The 18,105-nt window shown below is 53.1% G+C and carries 14 protein-coding genes and 1 other RNA gene; 2 read left to right on the top strand and 13 right to left on the bottom strand.

The window, feature by feature from the left end; genetic code table 11:
* Positions 1-783: 783 nt before the first annotated feature.
* The 4 genes from dnaG to ACO0LM_RS12275 all read right to left on the bottom strand — a co-directional run bounded on the left by dnaG (position 784) and on the right by ACO0LM_RS12275 (position 4,914).
* Positions 784-2,577: a DNA primase gene (gene dnaG / locus ACO0LM_RS12290; RefSeq protein WP_423037444.1), complete on the bottom strand. Its 1,794-nt coding sequence runs from the start codon at positions 2,575-2,577 to the stop codon at positions 784-786.
* A 45-nt stretch (positions 2,578-2,622) separates the two neighbouring features.
* Positions 2,623-3,069 (bottom strand): GatB/YqeY domain-containing protein, encoded by a 447-nt coding sequence (locus ACO0LM_RS12285; protein WP_423037442.1) that lies wholly within the window; start codon positions 3,067-3,069, stop codon positions 2,623-2,625.
* A 151-nt stretch (positions 3,070-3,220) separates the two neighbouring features.
* The gene (gene rpsU / locus ACO0LM_RS12280) at positions 3,221-3,433 is read right to left on the bottom strand and encodes a 30S ribosomal protein S21 (protein ID WP_005877634.1); all 213 of its coding nucleotides are present in this window, start codon (positions 3,431-3,433) and stop codon (positions 3,221-3,223) included.
* Between the two features lie 284 nt (positions 3,434-3,717).
* Complete coding sequence (locus ACO0LM_RS12275; protein ID WP_423037440.1) at positions 3,718-4,914, bottom strand: NAD(P)/FAD-dependent oxidoreductase; 1,197 nt, start codon at positions 4,912-4,914, stop codon at positions 3,718-3,720.
* Positions 4,915-5,413: 499 nt separating this feature from the next.
* Between ACO0LM_RS12275 and ACO0LM_RS12270 the strand changes: the two genes are divergently transcribed.
* A complete protein-coding gene (locus tag ACO0LM_RS12270; protein WP_423037438.1) occupies positions 5,414-7,684 on the top strand; it encodes a TonB-dependent receptor in 2,271 nt (756 codons plus the stop codon).
* A 185-nt stretch (positions 7,685-7,869) separates the two neighbouring features.
* Here the strand turns inward: ACO0LM_RS12270 and ACO0LM_RS12265 are convergent, their stop codons facing one another.
* The 4 genes from ACO0LM_RS12265 to ACO0LM_RS12250 form a co-directional block, all read right to left on the bottom strand.
* Complete coding sequence (locus ACO0LM_RS12265; RefSeq protein ID WP_423037436.1) at positions 7,870-8,280, bottom strand: hypothetical protein; 411 nt, start codon at positions 8,278-8,280, stop codon at positions 7,870-7,872.
* 220 nt (positions 8,281-8,500) lie between these two features.
* Positions 8,501-9,037, bottom strand: coding sequence for a hypothetical protein (locus ACO0LM_RS12260; RefSeq protein ID WP_423037434.1), 537 nt, complete (start codon positions 9,035-9,037; stop codon positions 8,501-8,503).
* Between the two features lie 37 nt (positions 9,038-9,074).
* Positions 9,075-10,076: a DNA-binding protein YbiB gene (ybiB, locus tag ACO0LM_RS12255; protein WP_423037573.1), complete on the bottom strand. Its 1,002-nt coding sequence runs from the start codon at positions 10,074-10,076 to the stop codon at positions 9,075-9,077.
* Positions 10,077-10,081: 5 nt separating this feature from the next.
* Positions 10,082-10,543, bottom strand: coding sequence for an EVE domain-containing protein (locus ACO0LM_RS12250; protein WP_422987413.1), 462 nt, complete (start codon positions 10,541-10,543; stop codon positions 10,082-10,084).
* 10 nt (positions 10,544-10,553) lie between these two features.
* On the opposite strand from ACO0LM_RS12250, the gene ACO0LM_RS12245 reads away from it, so the two are divergent.
* Positions 10,554-10,790 carry a hypothetical protein gene (locus tag ACO0LM_RS12245; RefSeq protein ID WP_423037432.1) on the top strand — a complete coding sequence of 79 codons (237 nt, stop codon included), beginning with the start codon at positions 10,554-10,556 and terminating at the stop codon, positions 10,788-10,790.
* Positions 10,791-10,895: 105 nt separating this feature from the next.
* Here the strand turns inward: ACO0LM_RS12245 and ssrS are convergent.
* The 5 genes from ssrS to ACO0LM_RS12220 all read right to left on the bottom strand — a co-directional run bounded on the left by ssrS (position 10,896) and on the right by ACO0LM_RS12220 (position 17,893).
* Positions 10,896-11,074, bottom strand: a non-coding RNA gene (ssrS, locus tag ACO0LM_RS12240) — 6S RNA.
* Positions 11,075-11,141: 67 nt separating this feature from the next.
* Complete coding sequence (locus ACO0LM_RS12235; protein WP_423037571.1) at positions 11,142-11,453, bottom strand: cell division protein ZapA; 312 nt, start codon at positions 11,451-11,453, stop codon at positions 11,142-11,144.
* 11 nt (positions 11,454-11,464) lie between these two features.
* On the bottom strand, positions 11,465-11,686 hold the full coding sequence (locus tag ACO0LM_RS12230) for a DUF904 domain-containing protein (RefSeq protein WP_423037430.1): 222 nt from the start codon (positions 11,684-11,686) through the stop codon (positions 11,465-11,467).
* A gap of 55 nt (positions 11,687-11,741) precedes the next feature.
* Positions 11,742-15,083, bottom strand: coding sequence for a UvrD-helicase domain-containing protein (locus ACO0LM_RS12225; RefSeq protein ID WP_423037428.1), 3,342 nt, complete (start codon positions 15,081-15,083; stop codon positions 11,742-11,744).
* Positions 15,083-17,893, bottom strand: coding sequence for a PD-(D/E)XK nuclease family protein (locus ACO0LM_RS12220; RefSeq protein ID WP_423037426.1), 2,811 nt, complete (start codon positions 17,891-17,893; stop codon positions 15,083-15,085). The genes ACO0LM_RS12225 and ACO0LM_RS12220 overlap by 1 nt, the downstream gene beginning before the upstream one ends.
* Positions 17,894-18,105 lie beyond the last annotated feature (212 nt).

The raw sequence follows: 18,105 nt of genomic DNA, 5'->3' as shown, positions 1-18,105 counted from the left end.
CTGATGGCGCGGCAGCAGCGGTTTTACCCGGCTTGCCGGCAACCACCTTCACAGATGCCTTAGCTGCAGCATTACTGCCTGCACTTGCCGCTTTCGCGGTGCTGGCAACGGTCTTTACCGTTTTTGTTACGGTCGTGGCCTGCGCTTTTTTCGGCGCGGTCGTCACGGTTTTTTTAACCGTAGTGGATGTCAGGGTTTTCGCGGGTTTCTTCATTGCGTTAGCCATTGAATCAAACCATCCGGAACTGAGGAAGTCGCCTGTTTGGATTTCACAAAAAAGAAAATGCGCTGCCATCAGATCTTGCGACCTGCATTGCAGAGCAAACTCTTGTTTGTTTCAGACTTCCCGAGTCTCAGCGCCAGTGTTTTGGGTTACTCGGAGGAGCATTACACTCACCTAAACAACACATTCCACGCAAATGCCAAGAGCTTTGCCCAGAATGAAACAACCTAAGACCTTGAATCGAAAGCCTTTAATTATAACACGCGAGCGTACTTTACTCCAGCCCAAGACTATGCCATATAGCTGTTTCCTGAACAAAATTTAGGCAATATCAAGGTAGTTACAGGCACTTCCAAACAATTTTGCACATGACAAATTGCCAAATGATTTAGCAAAATGTGCAATCAACGCGATAATTCTTCAAGTATGTACAGCAATTGATGGCGAAAGCCGCAATAACAAGGGCCAAGTCAAGCAATCATCAGGCCAGCGATGAAAAATCCCCGGAACCTACCTTAAAGGCAACATGTAGGCAGGATAAACGAGCTCAAAACGCCACATCATCGATTGGCCGCTTCAGCATCTGCCTCTTTGCGCAATTGTGCTTGCAACAACATAATTTCACGATAACGCGCAATATCCGCTTCTTCACGCAAACCGCGTGCCGCCAGCGCATCCAGTTCCGAACGCAACACCTGCAAACGCACCTGGCGTATGGCACCCGCCAACTCCTGCCTGACCATGTCGATATCGGTTTCGGTCTGCTCTGCCACTTCTGCAATCAAGCCATCAAAATCCGATCCACTTGCGCGCAACTGTTCCGCCAGGGCGGCAAACTGGGCATGCTCGCCCATGCTTTGTGCAATTGCCACCAATTGCCCCAGCATGGCGGCACCATCCGGTGCCAGCATGGCTGCATCGGACAACATGCTGTCGTCCAACATCATCGCCAGTGAAGGATGCGCCACCAGAATGCGGATAATTTGTCGTTCCAGCCCCACTGGCGCGCTGCGCTTGGATCTGGCAGGTGCCAGCTTCTGGCGTGCCACCGGCTGGCTCAATTCAAACATGGTTTCAATTTCTGCCGGACTGGTCTGCGTCACCTGCGCCAGATTACGCACCAGTTGCAAACGCAGGCCGGAAGGCTGCATCGCCTGCAACAAAGGCTTGGCATCAAACTGCGTCCTGGCCCGCCCTTCTGCCGTCGTCAGGTCATTGTCGCCTATGGTTTCACGCATGAAGAATTGCGACAGTGGCATGGCATCATGCACTTCCTGCTCAAAGGCTTCGGCACCAAATTCACGAATGAAACTGTCCGGATCATGCTCAGTGGGCAAAAACAAAAACTTGATGATCTTGTCGTCATTCGCATGTGGCAGACAGGCATCCAGCGCCCGTCTTGCGGCACGCCGCCCGGCACTGTCACCATCAAAACTGAAAATCACGTGATCCGTCTGACGCAGGAGTTTTTGCACATGGGTCGGCGTACAAGCCGTCCCCAAGGTGGCCACGGCTTGCGGAAAACCCATTTGCGCCAATGCCACCACATCCATATAACCTTCTGTCACCAGCACATAACCGGCCTCACGTATCGGTTGACGCGCTTCAAACAGGCCATACAGTTCAAAGCCTTTTTGAAATAAAGGGGTTTCTGGCGAGTTCAGGTATTTAGGCTCGCCCTGCTCCATGATGCGGCCGCCAAAACCGATCACCTGCCCTTTGGTATTGCGAATCGGGAACATGACGCGATCACGAAAACGGTCATAGCGCTTGCGCCCGCCACCTTCTTCTTCGCTCTTGTCTATCACCAGACCGGCCTCGACCAGCGAGGGGTCACTATAATCATTGAACACAGAACGCAGGCCATCCCAGGCATCGGGTGCAAAACCAAGCCCGAAACGCGCCGCCACTTCACCTGTCAAACCACGTTTTTTTAGATAGGCAATGGCTTGTGGCGCGGTGCGCAATTGCTGTTTGTAATATTCACCGGCCTTGGTCATGACCTCGGACAATGCCAGGCTTTTTGCCTGCACCTCAGCCCTTTGCGCCGGCAACATACGATCTTCTTCCGGCACGATCATGCCATTGCTTTGCGCCAGATCGCGAATCGCATCAACATAGCTGAGGCCGGAATACTCCATCAAAAACCCGATGGAACTGCCATGCGCACCACAACCAAAGCAGTGATAAAACTGTTTGGTGGGACTTACTGTAAAACTGGGGGATTTTTCATTATGAAAGGGGCACAAACCCATGTAGTTTGCGCCACCTTTTTTCAACTGTACGTATTTACCCACCACGTCAACAATGTCAACGCGGGCCAGTAAATCCTGAATAAAACTTTGAGGTATCAAAGCAGGATGCCAGCAAATGAATTCAACACGCGCAGCGCAGGCAAATTATTTCGCCAGCGCTGCCTTGACCAGACCAGACACCTTGCCCATATCGGCACGACCAGCCAGCTTAGCCTTCAATACATCGATGACTTTGCGCATATCTTGCGGACCAGCAGCACCGGTTTCAGCCACAGCGGCAACCACGGCAGCCTGCACTTCTTCATCCGACAGCGAAGCAGGCATGTACTTCGACAAAATTTCCAGCTCGGCTTTTTCTATGTCAGCCAGATCCTGGCGACCACCGGCTTCAAACTGGGTGATGGAATCTTTGCGCTGCTTGAGCATTTTTTCTATGATCACCAATACCATGGCATCGTCCAGCTCTACGCGTTCATCCACTTCTTTTTGCTTCATGGCGGCGGTCAACAGGCGAATAGTACCCAGCTTGACTGTTTCTTTGGCGCGCATTGCAGCCTTCATGTCGTCGGTGATCTGTTCTTTTAAAGTCATGGCCAACCCCTGATGTTAATTAATCAAATAGCAGTCAAAATAATTCGACAAAAACAACAAAGCCCGCTGCGGCTGACCGGAGCGGGCATGCAAACCTAAGCAGATAACCGCGATGCACCCGGCAAACAAACCGCCGAACACAACAGCAGGATTAGTACATCTTCTTAGGTAATTGCTGACTACGAATACGTTTGTAGTGACGCTTAACAGCGGCAGCCAGCTTACGCTTGCGTTCTGCTGTTGGCTTCTCGTAGAACTCGCGAGCGCGCAATTCGGTCAACAGACCGGTCTTTTCGATAGTGCGCTTGAAGCGGCGCATGGCGACTTCGAACGGCTCGTTTTCTTTAAGGCGAATTGTGGTCATGTAAGTTCAAACCATGGAAAGATTTATAGGAAGACCGAGATATTAACAGGAAAATTAGATTAATGGAAGGAGCTTGATCAAATCTTGTCCAAATACTTGCCGCGCCCTTAAGCAAAAGCCTACACAAGGCCCCGCCGCTATTCTTATTTTCCCAAAACTCACGGGAGTATATCGAAATATCAATCAACTCCCCCAGCTACAGCAATAAACTGATATTTATACTCCCTATGAGTATAAATATTACAAAGATCTTATGCAAAAACACAACGCCAGACTGGCCCTCATTAAACAGACAGGCCCGCGGCTGTTCCCGATGCCCAGGCCCACTGGAAGTTATATCCCCCCAGCCAGCCGGTCACGTCGACCGCCTCACCAATAAAATACAGGCCAGGCACTTTATTGCTCATCATGCTTTGCTGTGACAGCTCACGGGTATCAACGCCACCCCGCGTTACTTCGGCCTTGCGATAACCTTCAGAGCCATTCGGCACCAGTTCCCAGCGATTCAGCTTTTCACCTATCAGGCGCAGGCGCTTGTCTGGCATATCGGCCACCCTGGCATCGCCGGCAAACCCGTGCGCCAGCAGCAAGCCATCCACCAGTCGGGCCGGCAGGTATTGTGACAAATGGTTGGCCAGGTTTTTCTTGATCGTGGTTTTGTTTTCCACCAGATCCTGCGCCACATCGACTTCTGGCAAGAGATTGATACGCAAGGCTTTGCCCGGCTCCCAGAAGCTGGATATCTGCAAGACTGCCGGGCCAGACAAACCACGGTGGGTAAACAATAAATCCTCCCTGAATACAGTACGGGCTTTTTTCTCACCGGTCTCTATATCTACTTCCAATGAAATACCGGACAGCGGTACAAACGGCTCCCATGCCTTGGCATCAAAAGTCAGAGGCACCAGAGCAGGACGTGGCTCTATGATTTTCAGGCCAAATTGACGCGCGATTTTATGGGCAAAATCAGTTGCGCCTATTTTGGGTATGGACAAGCCGCCAGTCGCAATCACCACTTGCCCGGCCCGCATTTCACCAGCACCGGTATGCAGGATAAATCCATGGCTATCTTGCTGCACCTGGTCCACCTTGCAGCCCATGCGCCACTCCACTTTGCCGGCATCACATTCGGCTTTCAGCATGCGTATGACATCTTCTGCACTGTCATCACAAAATAACTGGCCTTTGTGCTTTTCATGCCAGGCTATGTGATAACGCTTCATTAGCGCCAGAAAATCTTGCGGCGTATAACGTGAGAGTGCACTTTTACAAAAATGCGGATTCTCGGACAGGAAATTATTCGGCGTCGCATGCAGGTTGGTAAAATTGCAGCGACCACCACCAGAGATACGGATTTTTTCTGCCAGGCGATCCGCGTGATCTATCAATACCACGCGCTTGCCGCGCTGGCCGGCGACTGCTGCACACATCAAACCGGCAGCACCGGCGCCGATAACGGCAAGATCAAACTGTTTGCTCATGGCTTTTTACTTTCACAAAAATCAGGCGAGATTGTAGCCCATGGCCTGATTTTTTCCCGCATCTGCTTCATTCATGTATTCAAAAATAATTTCAAGCGCTGTAACATCTTGATACACAAATGCTGCTCATTTTTCCAATGTCATAATTGGTTTGAAAACTGTCCTATCGTTTTGTGCACACATCAAATGTGACGCACCAAAGCGCCCACTTGTCGCACCATAAAAAGGCAACTCAATTTTGCGTCAATTCATGCACATCCCTGTTTGAAATACACAACATATTTCACGCAAACAGACTATTTAGTTCTAACCAAATAAGTAATTCTTGACTTGTTTCTGGCCAAGAGAGATAACAGCAACGCGGCCACGCAAACGATTACGCAAACGATTGCGATGGTTCCCGTAGTGAAATTTTGATTTCACCACGCCCCATTTCAGGGACGGTGCATATGCACCATCCCGGAACAATCTCGATCAACATCATTTTGGGAACATACCTATGCGCAAAACTATTTCTCAGCAACTACACAAGGGGGTCGGACTGAGCGCCATCGCTTTGGCCGTTGCCGCCGCCTTCCCCATGCAAGCTGCCTGGGCCCAGGAAGCCAAGCCCGACGCAAAAAACGATGGCACGCAGCTCGATACGGTAATCGTGACAGCCAACCGCCGCGCAGAAAACATCAAGGAAGTACCGATGTCCATTTCCGCCATTAAAGGCGAAGCGCTGGATACGTATAATGCCAGTGGTCAGGATATTCGCTTCCTCGCAGCCCGCGTACCAAGCCTGAACGTGGAATCCGATTTCGGCCGTTCTTTCCCGCGTTTCTATATACGCGGTCTGGGCAATACCGATTTCGATTTGAACGCATCCCAGCCGGTAGGCCTGGTCTATGATGACGTCGTGCAGGAAAGCCCGATGCTGAAAGGCTTCCCGGTATTTGACGTGGATCAGGTTGAAATTCTGCGTGGCCCACAAGGCACGCTGTTTGGCCGCAACTCCCCTGCCGGTGTATTGAAGTTTGACTCTACCAAACCAACCCGCCGCTTTGAAGGCTATGCCAACGTCGGCTTTGGTAACTACAAGGCGGTCAATCTTGAAGGAGCCGTCAACGTTCCTCTGAGTCCGGACTGGGCAATGCGCTTCTCTGGTCAGTCACAGACCCGTGATGACCGCGTGACCAATCCACGTTCCACTGGCGAGAAGAACCTCGAAGGCTATCGTGATAACGCAGCACGCCTGCAATTCGCGTATAAAAACGGTGATTTCAGCGCCCTGGTCAATCTGCATGGCCGCGACATGTCCGGCAACGCCACGCTGTTCCGCGCCAATATCATACAAAAAGGCACGAATGAACTGGTCCCTGGTTTTAACTATGGCAGCTACCCGACTGACGGCCTGAACAGCCAGTCCCTGAAATCTTCTGGTGGCAGCCTGCGCCTGAGCTGGGATTTGCCAGGTATCAGCCTGCATTCCATCACCGCCTATGACAAAGCGAAGTTCTACAGCCGCGCCGACGTTGATGGTGGTTATGGCGCATCCTTCATGCCAACCATGGGTCCTGGCTTTATTCCCTTCCCGGCAGAAACTGCTGATGGCTTGCCGAACCTGAAACAGGTCACGCAAGAGTTCCGTGTTGAATCCAATACCAAAGACCCATTGCAATGGATCGCCGGTCTGTACTATTTCAGCGAAGAGCTGCAGGTCGACAGTTTTGACTATAACTCCTTCGCACCAGGCAATCCACAAGATGGTTATGCAGTACAACATCAAAATGCCAAATCCTGGGCAGCCTTCGGTACCTTGAACTATGCGGTGACGGACCAGTTCAAACTGCGCGGTGGCTTGCGTTATACCAGCGATAAGAAGGATTTTGATGCGCAACGTACCTGGACACCAGGCACAGCCTTCGGTACACCGGGCACACCGGTACTCAGAGCCAACCCATCGGCTACCAACATCAGTTGGGACATCGGTGCCAACTACACACTGGACAAGGCAACTTCCGTCTTTGCCCGTATCGCCACCGGCTATCGCGCCCCAAGTATCCAGGGCCGCGTTCTGTTTGGTGACAGCATTTCTGTAGCCAACTCGGAAAAAACCCTGTCTTTCGAAGCCGGTATCAAGAAAGACATCCTGGATAACACTGCACGTGTCAGCGCTACGGTATTCCAGTACATCGCCAAAGACTTGCAGTTGACAGCCGGTAGCGGTGCAGTCAATCAGAACAAGCTGGTGAATGCAGACAAAGCCGTTGGTCAAGGCTTTGAAATGGATTTGCAAGCCAACCTGAACCGCAACTGGAAAACTACCGTTGGTGTCAGCTATAACGACACTGAAATCAAGGATGACAAACTATTCGTCGCCCCGTGCGGTAACGGCTGTACAGTCACCAATCCTGCCGGCCCGGTCAAAGGCACGGTACTGGTCGGCGGCAACCCCCTGCCACGCGCACCTAAGTGGGTAGGTAACTTCTCGCTGCGCTATTCCACACAAATCGGCGAAGGCACGCTGTACGCCAGCACCGACTGGTCTTACAAGGACAGCTACAACATGTTCCTGTATGAAGCCAAGGAATACAAAGCCAAGTCCCTGCTGGAAGGCGGCTTGCGTCTGGGCTATGTATGGGCAGACGGTAAATATGAACTGGCAGCCTACGGTCGCAACATCACCAACAAGCAACAGGTCATCGCCGCCATTGACTTCAACAACCTCACAGGTATCCTGAACGAACCACGCAACTACGGCGTGCAATTCAAGGCCAACTTCTGATCGTCTGTTAAGCTGATAAAAACGCCGGAGTGATCCGGCGTTTTTTTTATGTCTGTAATACATCAGCGACTGTTCAATAGCTTATAAAGAAAACTATTCCAAGCCGAATGTTGCTGTTGAATTGGTTTTTGACTGTTGCAGTTCCGCTATGGCTACGCTGTTTGTGCGGCACAGTAATGGCTTCGTCAATAAATATGAATAACGGTTGTGTTGACGTTGCTTTTGACTTTGTTGTTGACTTTAATCCGCTTGGGACAATGTAATTTGTGCTTCACAGAAAATGGAAAAAGAAGATCCGATGTTTGAGGTGCAGCAGGTGTTTCGGGCAACGTGTTGCCCGCCTGCGTAACGGCAATCGCTTGCAAGCGATTGTGCGCCCTGCAAGGGAAGCGAGTTGCGGATCTTCCCATTTTTTGTGATGCACAAATTATGCTGAAGCGCAGCGTAAGCACCCGAAGGGCGAGTCTGCGGTCGCCTTTCTTTGATTCCGTTCTTTGGCGAAGCAAAGAAAGGAATTCGGCCGCCGGGCCGAGACCCGGCTTGTATCCACGAAGGGCAATAGTTGTAACCAAAGTACGGCATACAACGAACGCCACTGGGCTCCAGCCTTCGCTGGAGCGACGTCTTTATGATTGCGGTTAATCGACTGGCACTACTCCGTTTTTCTCTGTGTCTCTGTGGTGAGAGGTCTTGGGTTCGACGTTATTTAACAAATACGTTATTCAGAGGTCCGGCCCAACCCACAGCTACTGATTTACATTGAGGCGACAAGTACCTTGACACACGCCGAAGAAAAGAAAAATGAGTAGCCCCGGGCTACTCCCGCATCCACCTCAACATCTTCGGAAACGCCAGCTTTCCCTCCTTCTCAGCCCGCACCGCCCCCAAACTCAAGCCCGCCCATTCCAAAAACGGCAAGCCGATATATGTCCCCGCTTCGAAGGTCTCGATCAACCAGGCCGAATCATCTTTATAGCCATCGCCATGAAACACAAAATCCAGCGGCAAATCCAATTCACGCGCAACGGCAAACGACCACAGAATGGCTGCAATTTCTTCACCCTGTGGCGGCCAGTCCTTGTCCTGCTGCGCACTGCCGATCAAGGCGCGCTGGGCTGAAGGCGTCACCGCCAGATGCCCCGCTTCATGCACCATATCACCGGGATATTTCAGCCTGTCATAATCGACATAAATACAGCCAGGCCCCAGATCAAGGCCAGGCAGAAACGTGGTGTGCAATAACTCGCGCTCGACGACCTCGACACCGATCTGATCCAGGAAATGCAGGACTGTTTTCAGGCGTGGGTCATCCCTGACGATATTGCTATTGGTATCTGCCAAATCCAGTTCCATGATGTGTCGGGCGTTAAGTAAAGTGCTAAGTCAAGTGTCACGCATGTTCTTGCAGTGCTTGCGCCACCGTGACGCAATGCTCGACCTGGGCCGCGATATTTTCCGGTATGGCGATATCACCTGCCAGTACCACCCTGATCCAGGTGGCGGTAGCGGCGGCATCAATGCTATCTGGCACCGCCGGTACTTCAGCCAGGGGTTCTTGCTGCACGGGCACCAGTGTCGTCAGTTGCCTTTGATGGAACCAGTCTATCTGTTGTGCACGTCCGGTACTGGCAACGGTCTCGCCTTCGGTACCGCGCATCAAAAAGACATCACCCGTTTCGACGGGTGCACAAGCTGAAAAATAGTCTTTCAGCATGATCAGGTATTCCGGATGCGTGTAAGAACTCAAACGCAGGGCGGGCGCAGCAAAAGGCTGCAAGATTTTCACCAGCGTATGGGTGGAATTGCGCACCCCCAGGATGCGCCGCAGGCTCAGCAAATGTGCCATGGCCGGCGACAAGACATCAACAGGCATGAAGGCAGGCTGCATCTGCTGCATTTGCTGCAGCGCCTGTTCTGCTGTCGCCACCAGAGGCAAACCCAAAGCCTGGAATATTTCAGCCGTGGCCACACGGCCCGCGTCCGTACGGACCCCGTGCACCAGTACCGGCACCCCGCGCTTTGCCAGCAGCAAGGCCAGCAAAGGCGTCAGATTGGCTTTTTTTCGTGCCCCGTTATAGGTGGGAATAATGACCGGCGCATACGCGCTGCCAGCCGGTGCCTGCATGGGCAATATATACGGTTGCGCTGCCTGCAAAAAACCTGCAATTTCTTCTATCGATTCCCCCTTGATGCGCATGGCCAGCAAGATCCCGCCCATTTCCAGGTCAGACACCCGGCCTGCCAGCATGGCACTGTACAAGGTGGCGGCATCGGTCTGCGTCATGCTGCGCGCACCATCCTTGCCACGCCCTATCTCTTTGATAAATTTGGCAGCAGCCAGGGGTTCAGTCAGGTCGGTCAGGTCTGCTGCAGCCGTCGTGCTAAATGGCAAGAACTTCAAAGTTTTTTCTCCAAAAGCTTTTGAATGAAACGCCATTCATCCGCCGTCACCGGGGTAATCGACAAACGGCTGCCTTTTTGCAGCACCGTCATGTTTTCCAATTGCGGATAAGTCCTGAGTTCAGCCAGGCTCAGCAAACGGGTTTTACGTTTGGCCTTGACATCCACCATCATCCAGCGCGGGGTTTCCTGGGTGGCCTTGGGATCAAAGTATTTGCTGTCTTTTTCAAACTGGGTGTGATCCGGATAAGCCGTGCTGGCTACTTCGGCCAAGCCAGCGATACCAGGTTCAGGGCAACTGGAATGATAGAACAGCACGCCATCACCGACACGCATGCCATCACGCATGAAATTGCGCGCCTGATAATTGCGCACACCAAACCAGGGAATGCTGGGCAGCGCCAGCACATCGTCGATGCTGATCTCATCCGGCTCAGACTTCATTAACCAATAGGCCATGGCAGAATAGTTGAAAAATCAAAAGGAAATTGTCGCACATTTCTTCATGATTTTTCATTCAAGGCACCAGGATGGTGCAGAAATAAGCCACGACCATCGCATCACCGGTCAGCTTCTTCATCGTGGATTACTTCCAGCAAGCCGCAACAGCAGCATCCATCGCAGGCAAATGCATGGATACATACAGAGAGTGACGATTGTGACGGGATGCATGAATTCTGCCGGTCAAATTCATGCCTGGAACTGAGCAGGCTTATGTGCTGTCGTGCACATAAGAAGCAGGTGACGAATGTCACGCAGCGATGGAACAGGCAAAAAAAACGGCTGTCATTGATAGACAGCCGTTCTGGTATAAGTCCCCACCGATGCCGCTATGCCGGCATCCTGAACCTGGCGGTTCAAGTTGGCCACAGTCAGTTCAATTTCGGGTTCATCGGACTAGCGACGCTCACACCAATCAAACAATTTCCACGGCCTATGCACATAAATGGTTCAAGGAATATATGGCATTGGCGAACACGGTAGGGATCTAAAGTGTAACCCCAAATGCCCATACGCTGCCAGCTATTTTGATTAAATTAAATAATAATGGATGCAATCAAAATAGTTTTTCTTGTGGGGTCAGTGCTTGATCCATGGTCTCGTGCATGCCGTGAATTTTTTGCTTGACTTCTGCCAATGACATGCCAGAGAGTGGACCTTCAGGTGACTTGGTCGCCAGCAACTCGGTTGTCATGCTCAGCGCGGCCATAACAGCGATCCGGTCATTGCCTTTGACCTTGGCCGCATCGCGCAGAGTCGACATCTTGGCGTCAAGATAGGCTGCGGCTTCACGCAAGGCGCGGTCTTCACCTTCCTTGCAACTCAGCTTATAGCTTTGCCCCATGATGGTGACATCAACGCGTATCAGTTTGGCTTCGCTCATGCCGCTTCCTTGTTATTCAATACCTCGGCCGGTAATTGGCCAAGCAAGGCAGCAACACGATCATGTGCCTGATGCATGCGTTGTTGCAGATCTGCATTCTGCGTCGCCAGGGATGTCACATCATTCCTCAGCCCCGCATTTTCACTGCGTAAAGCATGAGCCAGCTCGGCAAGCCGCGCTACTTTTTCTGCAAGCAATTCGAAATCGGAAATCATCATGTCTCGGTAGTAAGGATCTGGAACTCAGCCTTTAATTATACGAGTAAATTTTCCTTCAGAGCAGCTCTCGCATGCTGCCATCGCTTAAAATAAGTGCAGCGTAGACACTTTTATTGAAAAATACCGGCTTTAAAGCACTGACATAGGCCTGTAACTGGTTACGGTAGGCAGTTTCCTCTAAAGCCAATAACTGACGTTTGTAATCCAGTACCCATACCGTATCAGAAAAAACCACAACGCGGTCCAACCGCATCAATTTTTGGTCCACCAATACGTCCATTTCATTGCGCGCATAGTCAAATCTGGCCGGATCATAAAATTTCTGCAACTGTTCATTCGCAAAAATACGCTCTGCCTGCTGGCGTATGGTCTGGGCTACACTGGTTGCACAGGGCAACCAGGCGGCTATCGTCTCCGCTACCGGCAAGACCACTGGCCAGGGCTGGCCCGGATTGCTCAGGCGTTCCATCAGGGTATGCAGGGCAATGCCCTCAATCTGCTCGTCTGTGACCGTTTCCACTTCCATGTCTGCAAGCGGCAGGGCGGGCGGGTCAAACACGGCCAGGCTGAATTCTGTATTCGCCTGCATACCTGAAGTCTGCAGCTTACCAGCAGGAGCTTTCAGTTCTGCACCTTCAAGATACCCATACCAGCTGGAGCTGGCTTGTTTCTTACCGCTGACCACGCCACTGATGATCAGCAATTGCCTGGCCCTCGTCATGGCGACATAGAGCAGGTTCCAGTTTTCTTGCATGGCCTGACGCTCTTCCTGCAAAAACAGCTGGTCACGCGCAGCACCACGCTGGTCTTTCTTGCCAAACACCGAGAAATGACGTGCCTCCCCTGCCTGCAAGGGCCAATGGCATAAGACACCTATCTTGTCTTTCAGCGATTCGCTATGATTGGCATCGAGCATCGCCACGATGTTTGCTTCCAGGCCCTTGGCGCTATGTATGGTCAAAATGCGCAAGGCATCGGTCGCGCTGTCCACTGCTGATTCATCCGGCGCATCACTGTCACCGGCACGGCGCAGGGCATGCAGGGCCGCGATGAATTTCGGCAGGCTGGGGTAACGCCCGCCATCCAGATTCAATGCCAATTCAGTAAAGCTATGGATATTACCTGTCACCTGTGAACGCTGTGCTGCTGGCACACACTGGGCATAGCGTTGCAGCACGTCGCCCTGATGCAGGATGCGGTCCAGCAAATCATGTACAGGCAGATAGCAGGACGCTTCCATCCATTGCTGCAGCAGACGGCAGGCACGCTGCAAACGCGGATTACCATCGTCTGCATGCCAGGCTTGCAGACGCTTCCACCAGGTTGCACCGTCTGCCTGCGCGATCAGCATCAGGTCAGCGTCACTGCTACCCATGATGGGGGATTTCAAGACATGGGCCAGTGCCCGGTTATCCCCCGGTGTCATCAAAAAGCCCAGCAGGGCAATCAGGTCCAGCACTTCCAGCGCATCCAGCAAACCGCCACGACGGCTCGATACAAACGGGATACCGGCTTCCCGCAATGCTTTTTCATAAGCAGAAAGATGGGTGCGACGCTTGACCAGCAACATCACTTCCGACCATAGGAAATTATCTGCACCCTGCTGCGCACGCAGGTCCAGCAAGGCATGCGCAAGTTGCCGCCCTTCTTCATAACGTTGCTGATTTTCTGCTTCTTCCAATGGCGTCGTCAGCGAATTACGCAAAGGAAAACGTCCTTTGGTCACAGCCACCATATCGGCTTCGGCATCATCGGGGAGCGTGTCTTCAACGATAGAAGTATCTACCCCTATCAGTGGCAGACGCCAGACACCACCACTTTGCGCAGACGCCGTGGTCTGCGCTGCAAACAAGGGGTTGCCGCGCATGCTCAGGTTCAGCATGTCGACTATGGCTGGTGCATTCCTGCGGGTCTGGTTGGTGCGCAAGACCCTGGCCCCCTGTTGCGCCAGCATAGTGCGGGCCGCAGTAAACACCCGAGGTTCGGCACGGCGAAAGCGATAAATCGATTGCTTGGGGTCACCCACAATAAATACCGTAGGCCGTGATGCATCATCACCATAGGCATACAGCCATGCCTGCACGATATCCCATTGCAGGGGATTGGTATCCTGGAATTCATCCAGCAAGATATGTCTGTAGCGTGAATCCAGGCGGCTATGCAGATAGGCGGCATATTCATCATTGCTCAATAAGCGATAGGCCTGCCATTCCAGGTCGGCAAAATCAAAGACGCGCTGGTCCGATTTCAAACCCTGATAACAATCCAGATAAGCAGCACCCACTTTGAACAAGGCTTCATTGAGTTGCAACACCATTTTTTCAGCGCTGCGTCTTTGCAGGGAATTCAGCGCCGCCATGATGGCCTGGCATTCATCTTCAAATGCCAGCACATGGTCTGGCCCCAGATGTTTGTCTATGGAAGCCAGCAATGCCTTGCCCTTGGTATTATGCGAGCGGGCCGAACCGCGACTATCAAAAAACCCTGTGCACAATAATTCAAACGCCGGCAGCGACGGGCCCTCGCTCAGGCCTTGCTCAATCTTGACGGCATTGCCCTGATTCTGTTTCGAGCCCTGCCCCAGGATCAGTGCCAGCGTACGAATGCGGTCATACAGACCGGCATCTTCCCACAGGCTGAGACGGGCATCGCGATACGCATCGGCCCCGCACAAATCCTGTAACCATTGCAACGGGTCGCCAGCGTCGGATGACTGGTTCGATGCCCACCATTCTGCCCGCTTGTCGAGGAATGCTTCCAGCATTTCACGGGCGGTGAAATCACCGATTTCCTGATACAGGAACAGCAGTGCTTCCCTGATCTCGCCATGCTCTTCCTGCGCGATCATCTGCATCAATTGGCCATAGGCTTCGCGCTGTATGTCACCACTGGCCTCAACCAGGCTGAAGCCATGCGGCACGCCGGACGCCAGCGGTGCCAGTTGCAGCAAACGCCCGAACCAGCTGTGGAAGGTATCCATGGACAGGGATTGCGGGCTGGACAATACCTTTTCATACAGGCTGCGTGCCAGCGGTATCAGTTGCGGCATTTCGGCTTCCTGCACACCGCGTTCTGCCAGCAATTGACGGACCTGGTTAATATCTGCCAATGCCAGTTCATGCAGCAGGCTCATCAGTCGCTCACGCATTTCCTGTGCGGCTTTGCGGGTAAAGGTAATGGCCAGCAGCTCGGCCGGTTCTGCACCGGCCAATAGCAGGCGCAACATGCGCGATACCAGCAGCCAGGTCTTGCCACTGCCAGCACAGGCTTCCACCACCACGCTATGGCGCGGGTCACAGGCCGCTGCGGTGAACTGCTCATGGCTGACCGCAGCACCATCAATTTCATACGCATGGGTGGCCGGGATGGCAGATATGGCAGATGTCATGCCCGTCATTACCATGCTCCCTTACGACACAGACCACGCATTTCGCAATACTGGCACGCCTGCTCTATACCGTGGGCAGGCAGGGCTGCGCCTTGCTGCAGGGCCGCCATGCTGTTCCTGATCGACTGTGCCAGCTCGGATACCCAGCGTTCAAAATCGTCGGCATCGGTCTGCCCGGTTTTGCCCTGGCTTAGTTCCAGTGCGACATAGCTGGCTGAGCTGACCGGCAATTCCGTCAGCAAGCCATAAAACGGTAACTGATGGTCTTCACCATCTTTCAAACGCTTGCGCAAATCATTGACATTCCTTGTTTTGTAATCCAGCACGGCCAATTCACCATCCTGATGTTTATCGATACGGTCTATACGCCCTTTCAGGTTCAGGCTTCCGCCCGGCCATTCCAGTGTCTTTTCAGCCTTGATTTCACCCATATCAAATTGCCAGCCATCGTCTTCACGCGCCTGTACCCAGGCCACATAGGCGGGGATCACTTTTTCCCAACGCACGCTGTAAGCCAGCGCGGCCGGGCTTTTTTGCAGGACACCAGCAAAGAAGTCAGACGACACTGCTCTTAGCAAGGCTTCCTTGTCCACCTGCTCCTGTTCCTGTTTCGGTTCTTGCATGGCGGTTTTAAGTTGTTCATGAAAGCGCTTCAATATCGCATGCAGCCAGTCACCATAATCCCGTTTTTCAGGCATGTCGGACAGTTCATCCATGGCACTTAGTCCCAGCATGCGCCCGGCAAAAAACTGATAAGGACAAACGACCAGGCTGGTATAGCCACTGGCAGACAGGCTGGCTGGCAATAGCTGGGCGGCGGACGGTGCCGGCATTTGCTGCGGCAAGACCGGCAAGTGCGTGACAGGTAAATCCAGGGGCTGGCGATCCAGTCCAGCCTGCTGGGTTCTTTCCAAAGTCAGGCCCAGTTGTTCCAGCCAGGGACTGACGGGATTATGTTCACCGTTCAAACTACCCTGCCAGGACAGCACCACCTCGGTATTGCTCAGCAACAGTTCGGCAAAATCACGCAACTGTTGTTGCTGACGGGATTCGCGGGTTTCCAGTCCACATTCACGCCTGACGGCATTGGCAAAGAACAAGACCTCGCTAGCCTGCGAGGGCAGATGCCGGGCATCGGCACCGACCAGCAATACCGCATCAAAAGAACGCAGGCGGGCACCGTTCAAAGGCAGCATCACCACCCGCTTGTCGGCATGGGCAACCACAAACGGTGTACTCTCCATTTGCAGGCTCATCAAGGAACGCCATTCTGCAAACGTAAAACCGGCCTTCATGTCTTCGCAAGACATCTGCATTTTCTGTAGTAGCTGGATAATCTGCGCGCCCGCCGGATCAGCCTGAAAGGCATTGAACATCGACAGGTCAAAAAAAGACTGCAGGCTGAGTGCGCACCATTCCGGCAAACTGCGACGGCCAGTAAACTGATTCGCCTGCCTGGCGATGGCCCGCAGCCAGCGCCTTGCAGCCACGGTATCCTGTGCGGCATCCAGCGCCGATAGCACCGCGTCCCATCCCCCCAGGATATTCGCCCGTCGCAACACGGTTTCTATACGCATGACGATGTCAGCCTTGTCGCGGCTACTGATGTCACCATCTGCTAATTCTGTATCCTGTTCGCTGTCTTTCCAGATGACGTAAGGCGATTTCAAAAAATCCAGCAAGGTCATGGTATCGGCGCGGGTCGCCACCACTTCCAGCCAGGCAGCGATGGCAGCAGCGGCGCGCGTGGTCGACAGCTTCCAGCCCGTTTCATCGGCGACCATGATCTGCGCTCTTTCCAGCAATGCCCGCATGCGGCGTGATACCACCCTGTCCTGCGCCACCACGGCCACGTTTTGCTTGCCTGCCTGCAGCCAGTTGATGATGGTCTGTGCCCCCTGTACGGCTTCATCTTCCAGCGAAGCGGCACAACACAGGCGTATCGACGAGGTATCCACATATTCAGTCAGGGCTTGCTGATGACTGGGGCCGCCGGCATCCTGCAAACCTGGCCAGGCATGGTAATACGGTTGCGGCAAGGTTTCGGCGCGCCAGTCCAGCGTGCATTGCATGACCGTCTGTTTTTTTGCCCAGGCTTGTAAAAACGCCCCTTCCATCGCATCCGGTGCAGTCGGGCTGATCCATAACAAGGGTTCTGCGGCCTGCCCGGCCAGTTGCATCAGGCGGCCATAGCGTTGCAACATGGGGTCATTGCCATCCAGTTGCCCCTGCCAGACAGACCACACCAGTTGCGATTCTTCCGAGAGCATGGCCTGCGCCGGTGCCGGTAACTGCGCCAGCGCAGCCTGCCACTCGCGTTCCAGCTTCGCCTGGTTGGCAGTGGTTCTGCCGGTGCCATCTTTATTGCTACCGCTACCCTTGACGGCCAGCGGCAACAAGGCGGCGGTCAGTTCATCAGACAGCGTCAACAAAGTCTGCGCCAGCGGCAATAAATCGGTATTGCTGCGTGCACCGAATAATTTCTTCAGCCATGGGTGTTGCCGCAATTCGGCATATAAGCCCATCAAACGTTCGCTGGCATCTGTGCCTGGCTGGCCCTGCGTATCTGGTGCCTGCATTTCCAGCAGGGCAAACAGGGTATGGATGCGCGGCGGAATAAAATTACCCTGCAGACTGGCACCCAGCGCCCGTAGCAGCAAATTGGCATGCTGGTAGGTGGGCACCACCACCCGCACCGCAGAATAGTCGCGCCCCTGCTCCAGCCCCCAGCCCTCGGCCCTGGCCATCCGCAGGAAGGCTTGCGCCAGCCGGGGCCAGAAATCAGGTGAAGCGGGAATCAGTTCGGGTGGACGCAGCATAGAGGGAACGATAATAAGAACGGTAATAAGCAAAGATGAATTTTGTCTGTAGAGCAAGTATACTATGCGACAGCATAGGCAATTTAGCTATGGGCATCACACTTTATTTAAAAATAGGTTATTATCACCGCATAGCCAGCCACGCTCGGCTCTGGTTGTAGTCATGCTGATACACTGTTCAATACCATTGAATTCGTGATTATCACCCCCAG

The organism is Undibacterium sp. Di26W (assembly GCF_049340265.1).
Taxonomy (GTDB): domain Bacteria; phylum Pseudomonadota; class Gammaproteobacteria; order Burkholderiales; family Burkholderiaceae_D; genus Undibacterium.
The sequence above is the reverse complement of the archived record's forward strand: the minus strand, read 5'-3'. Positions and strand labels throughout refer to the sequence as shown.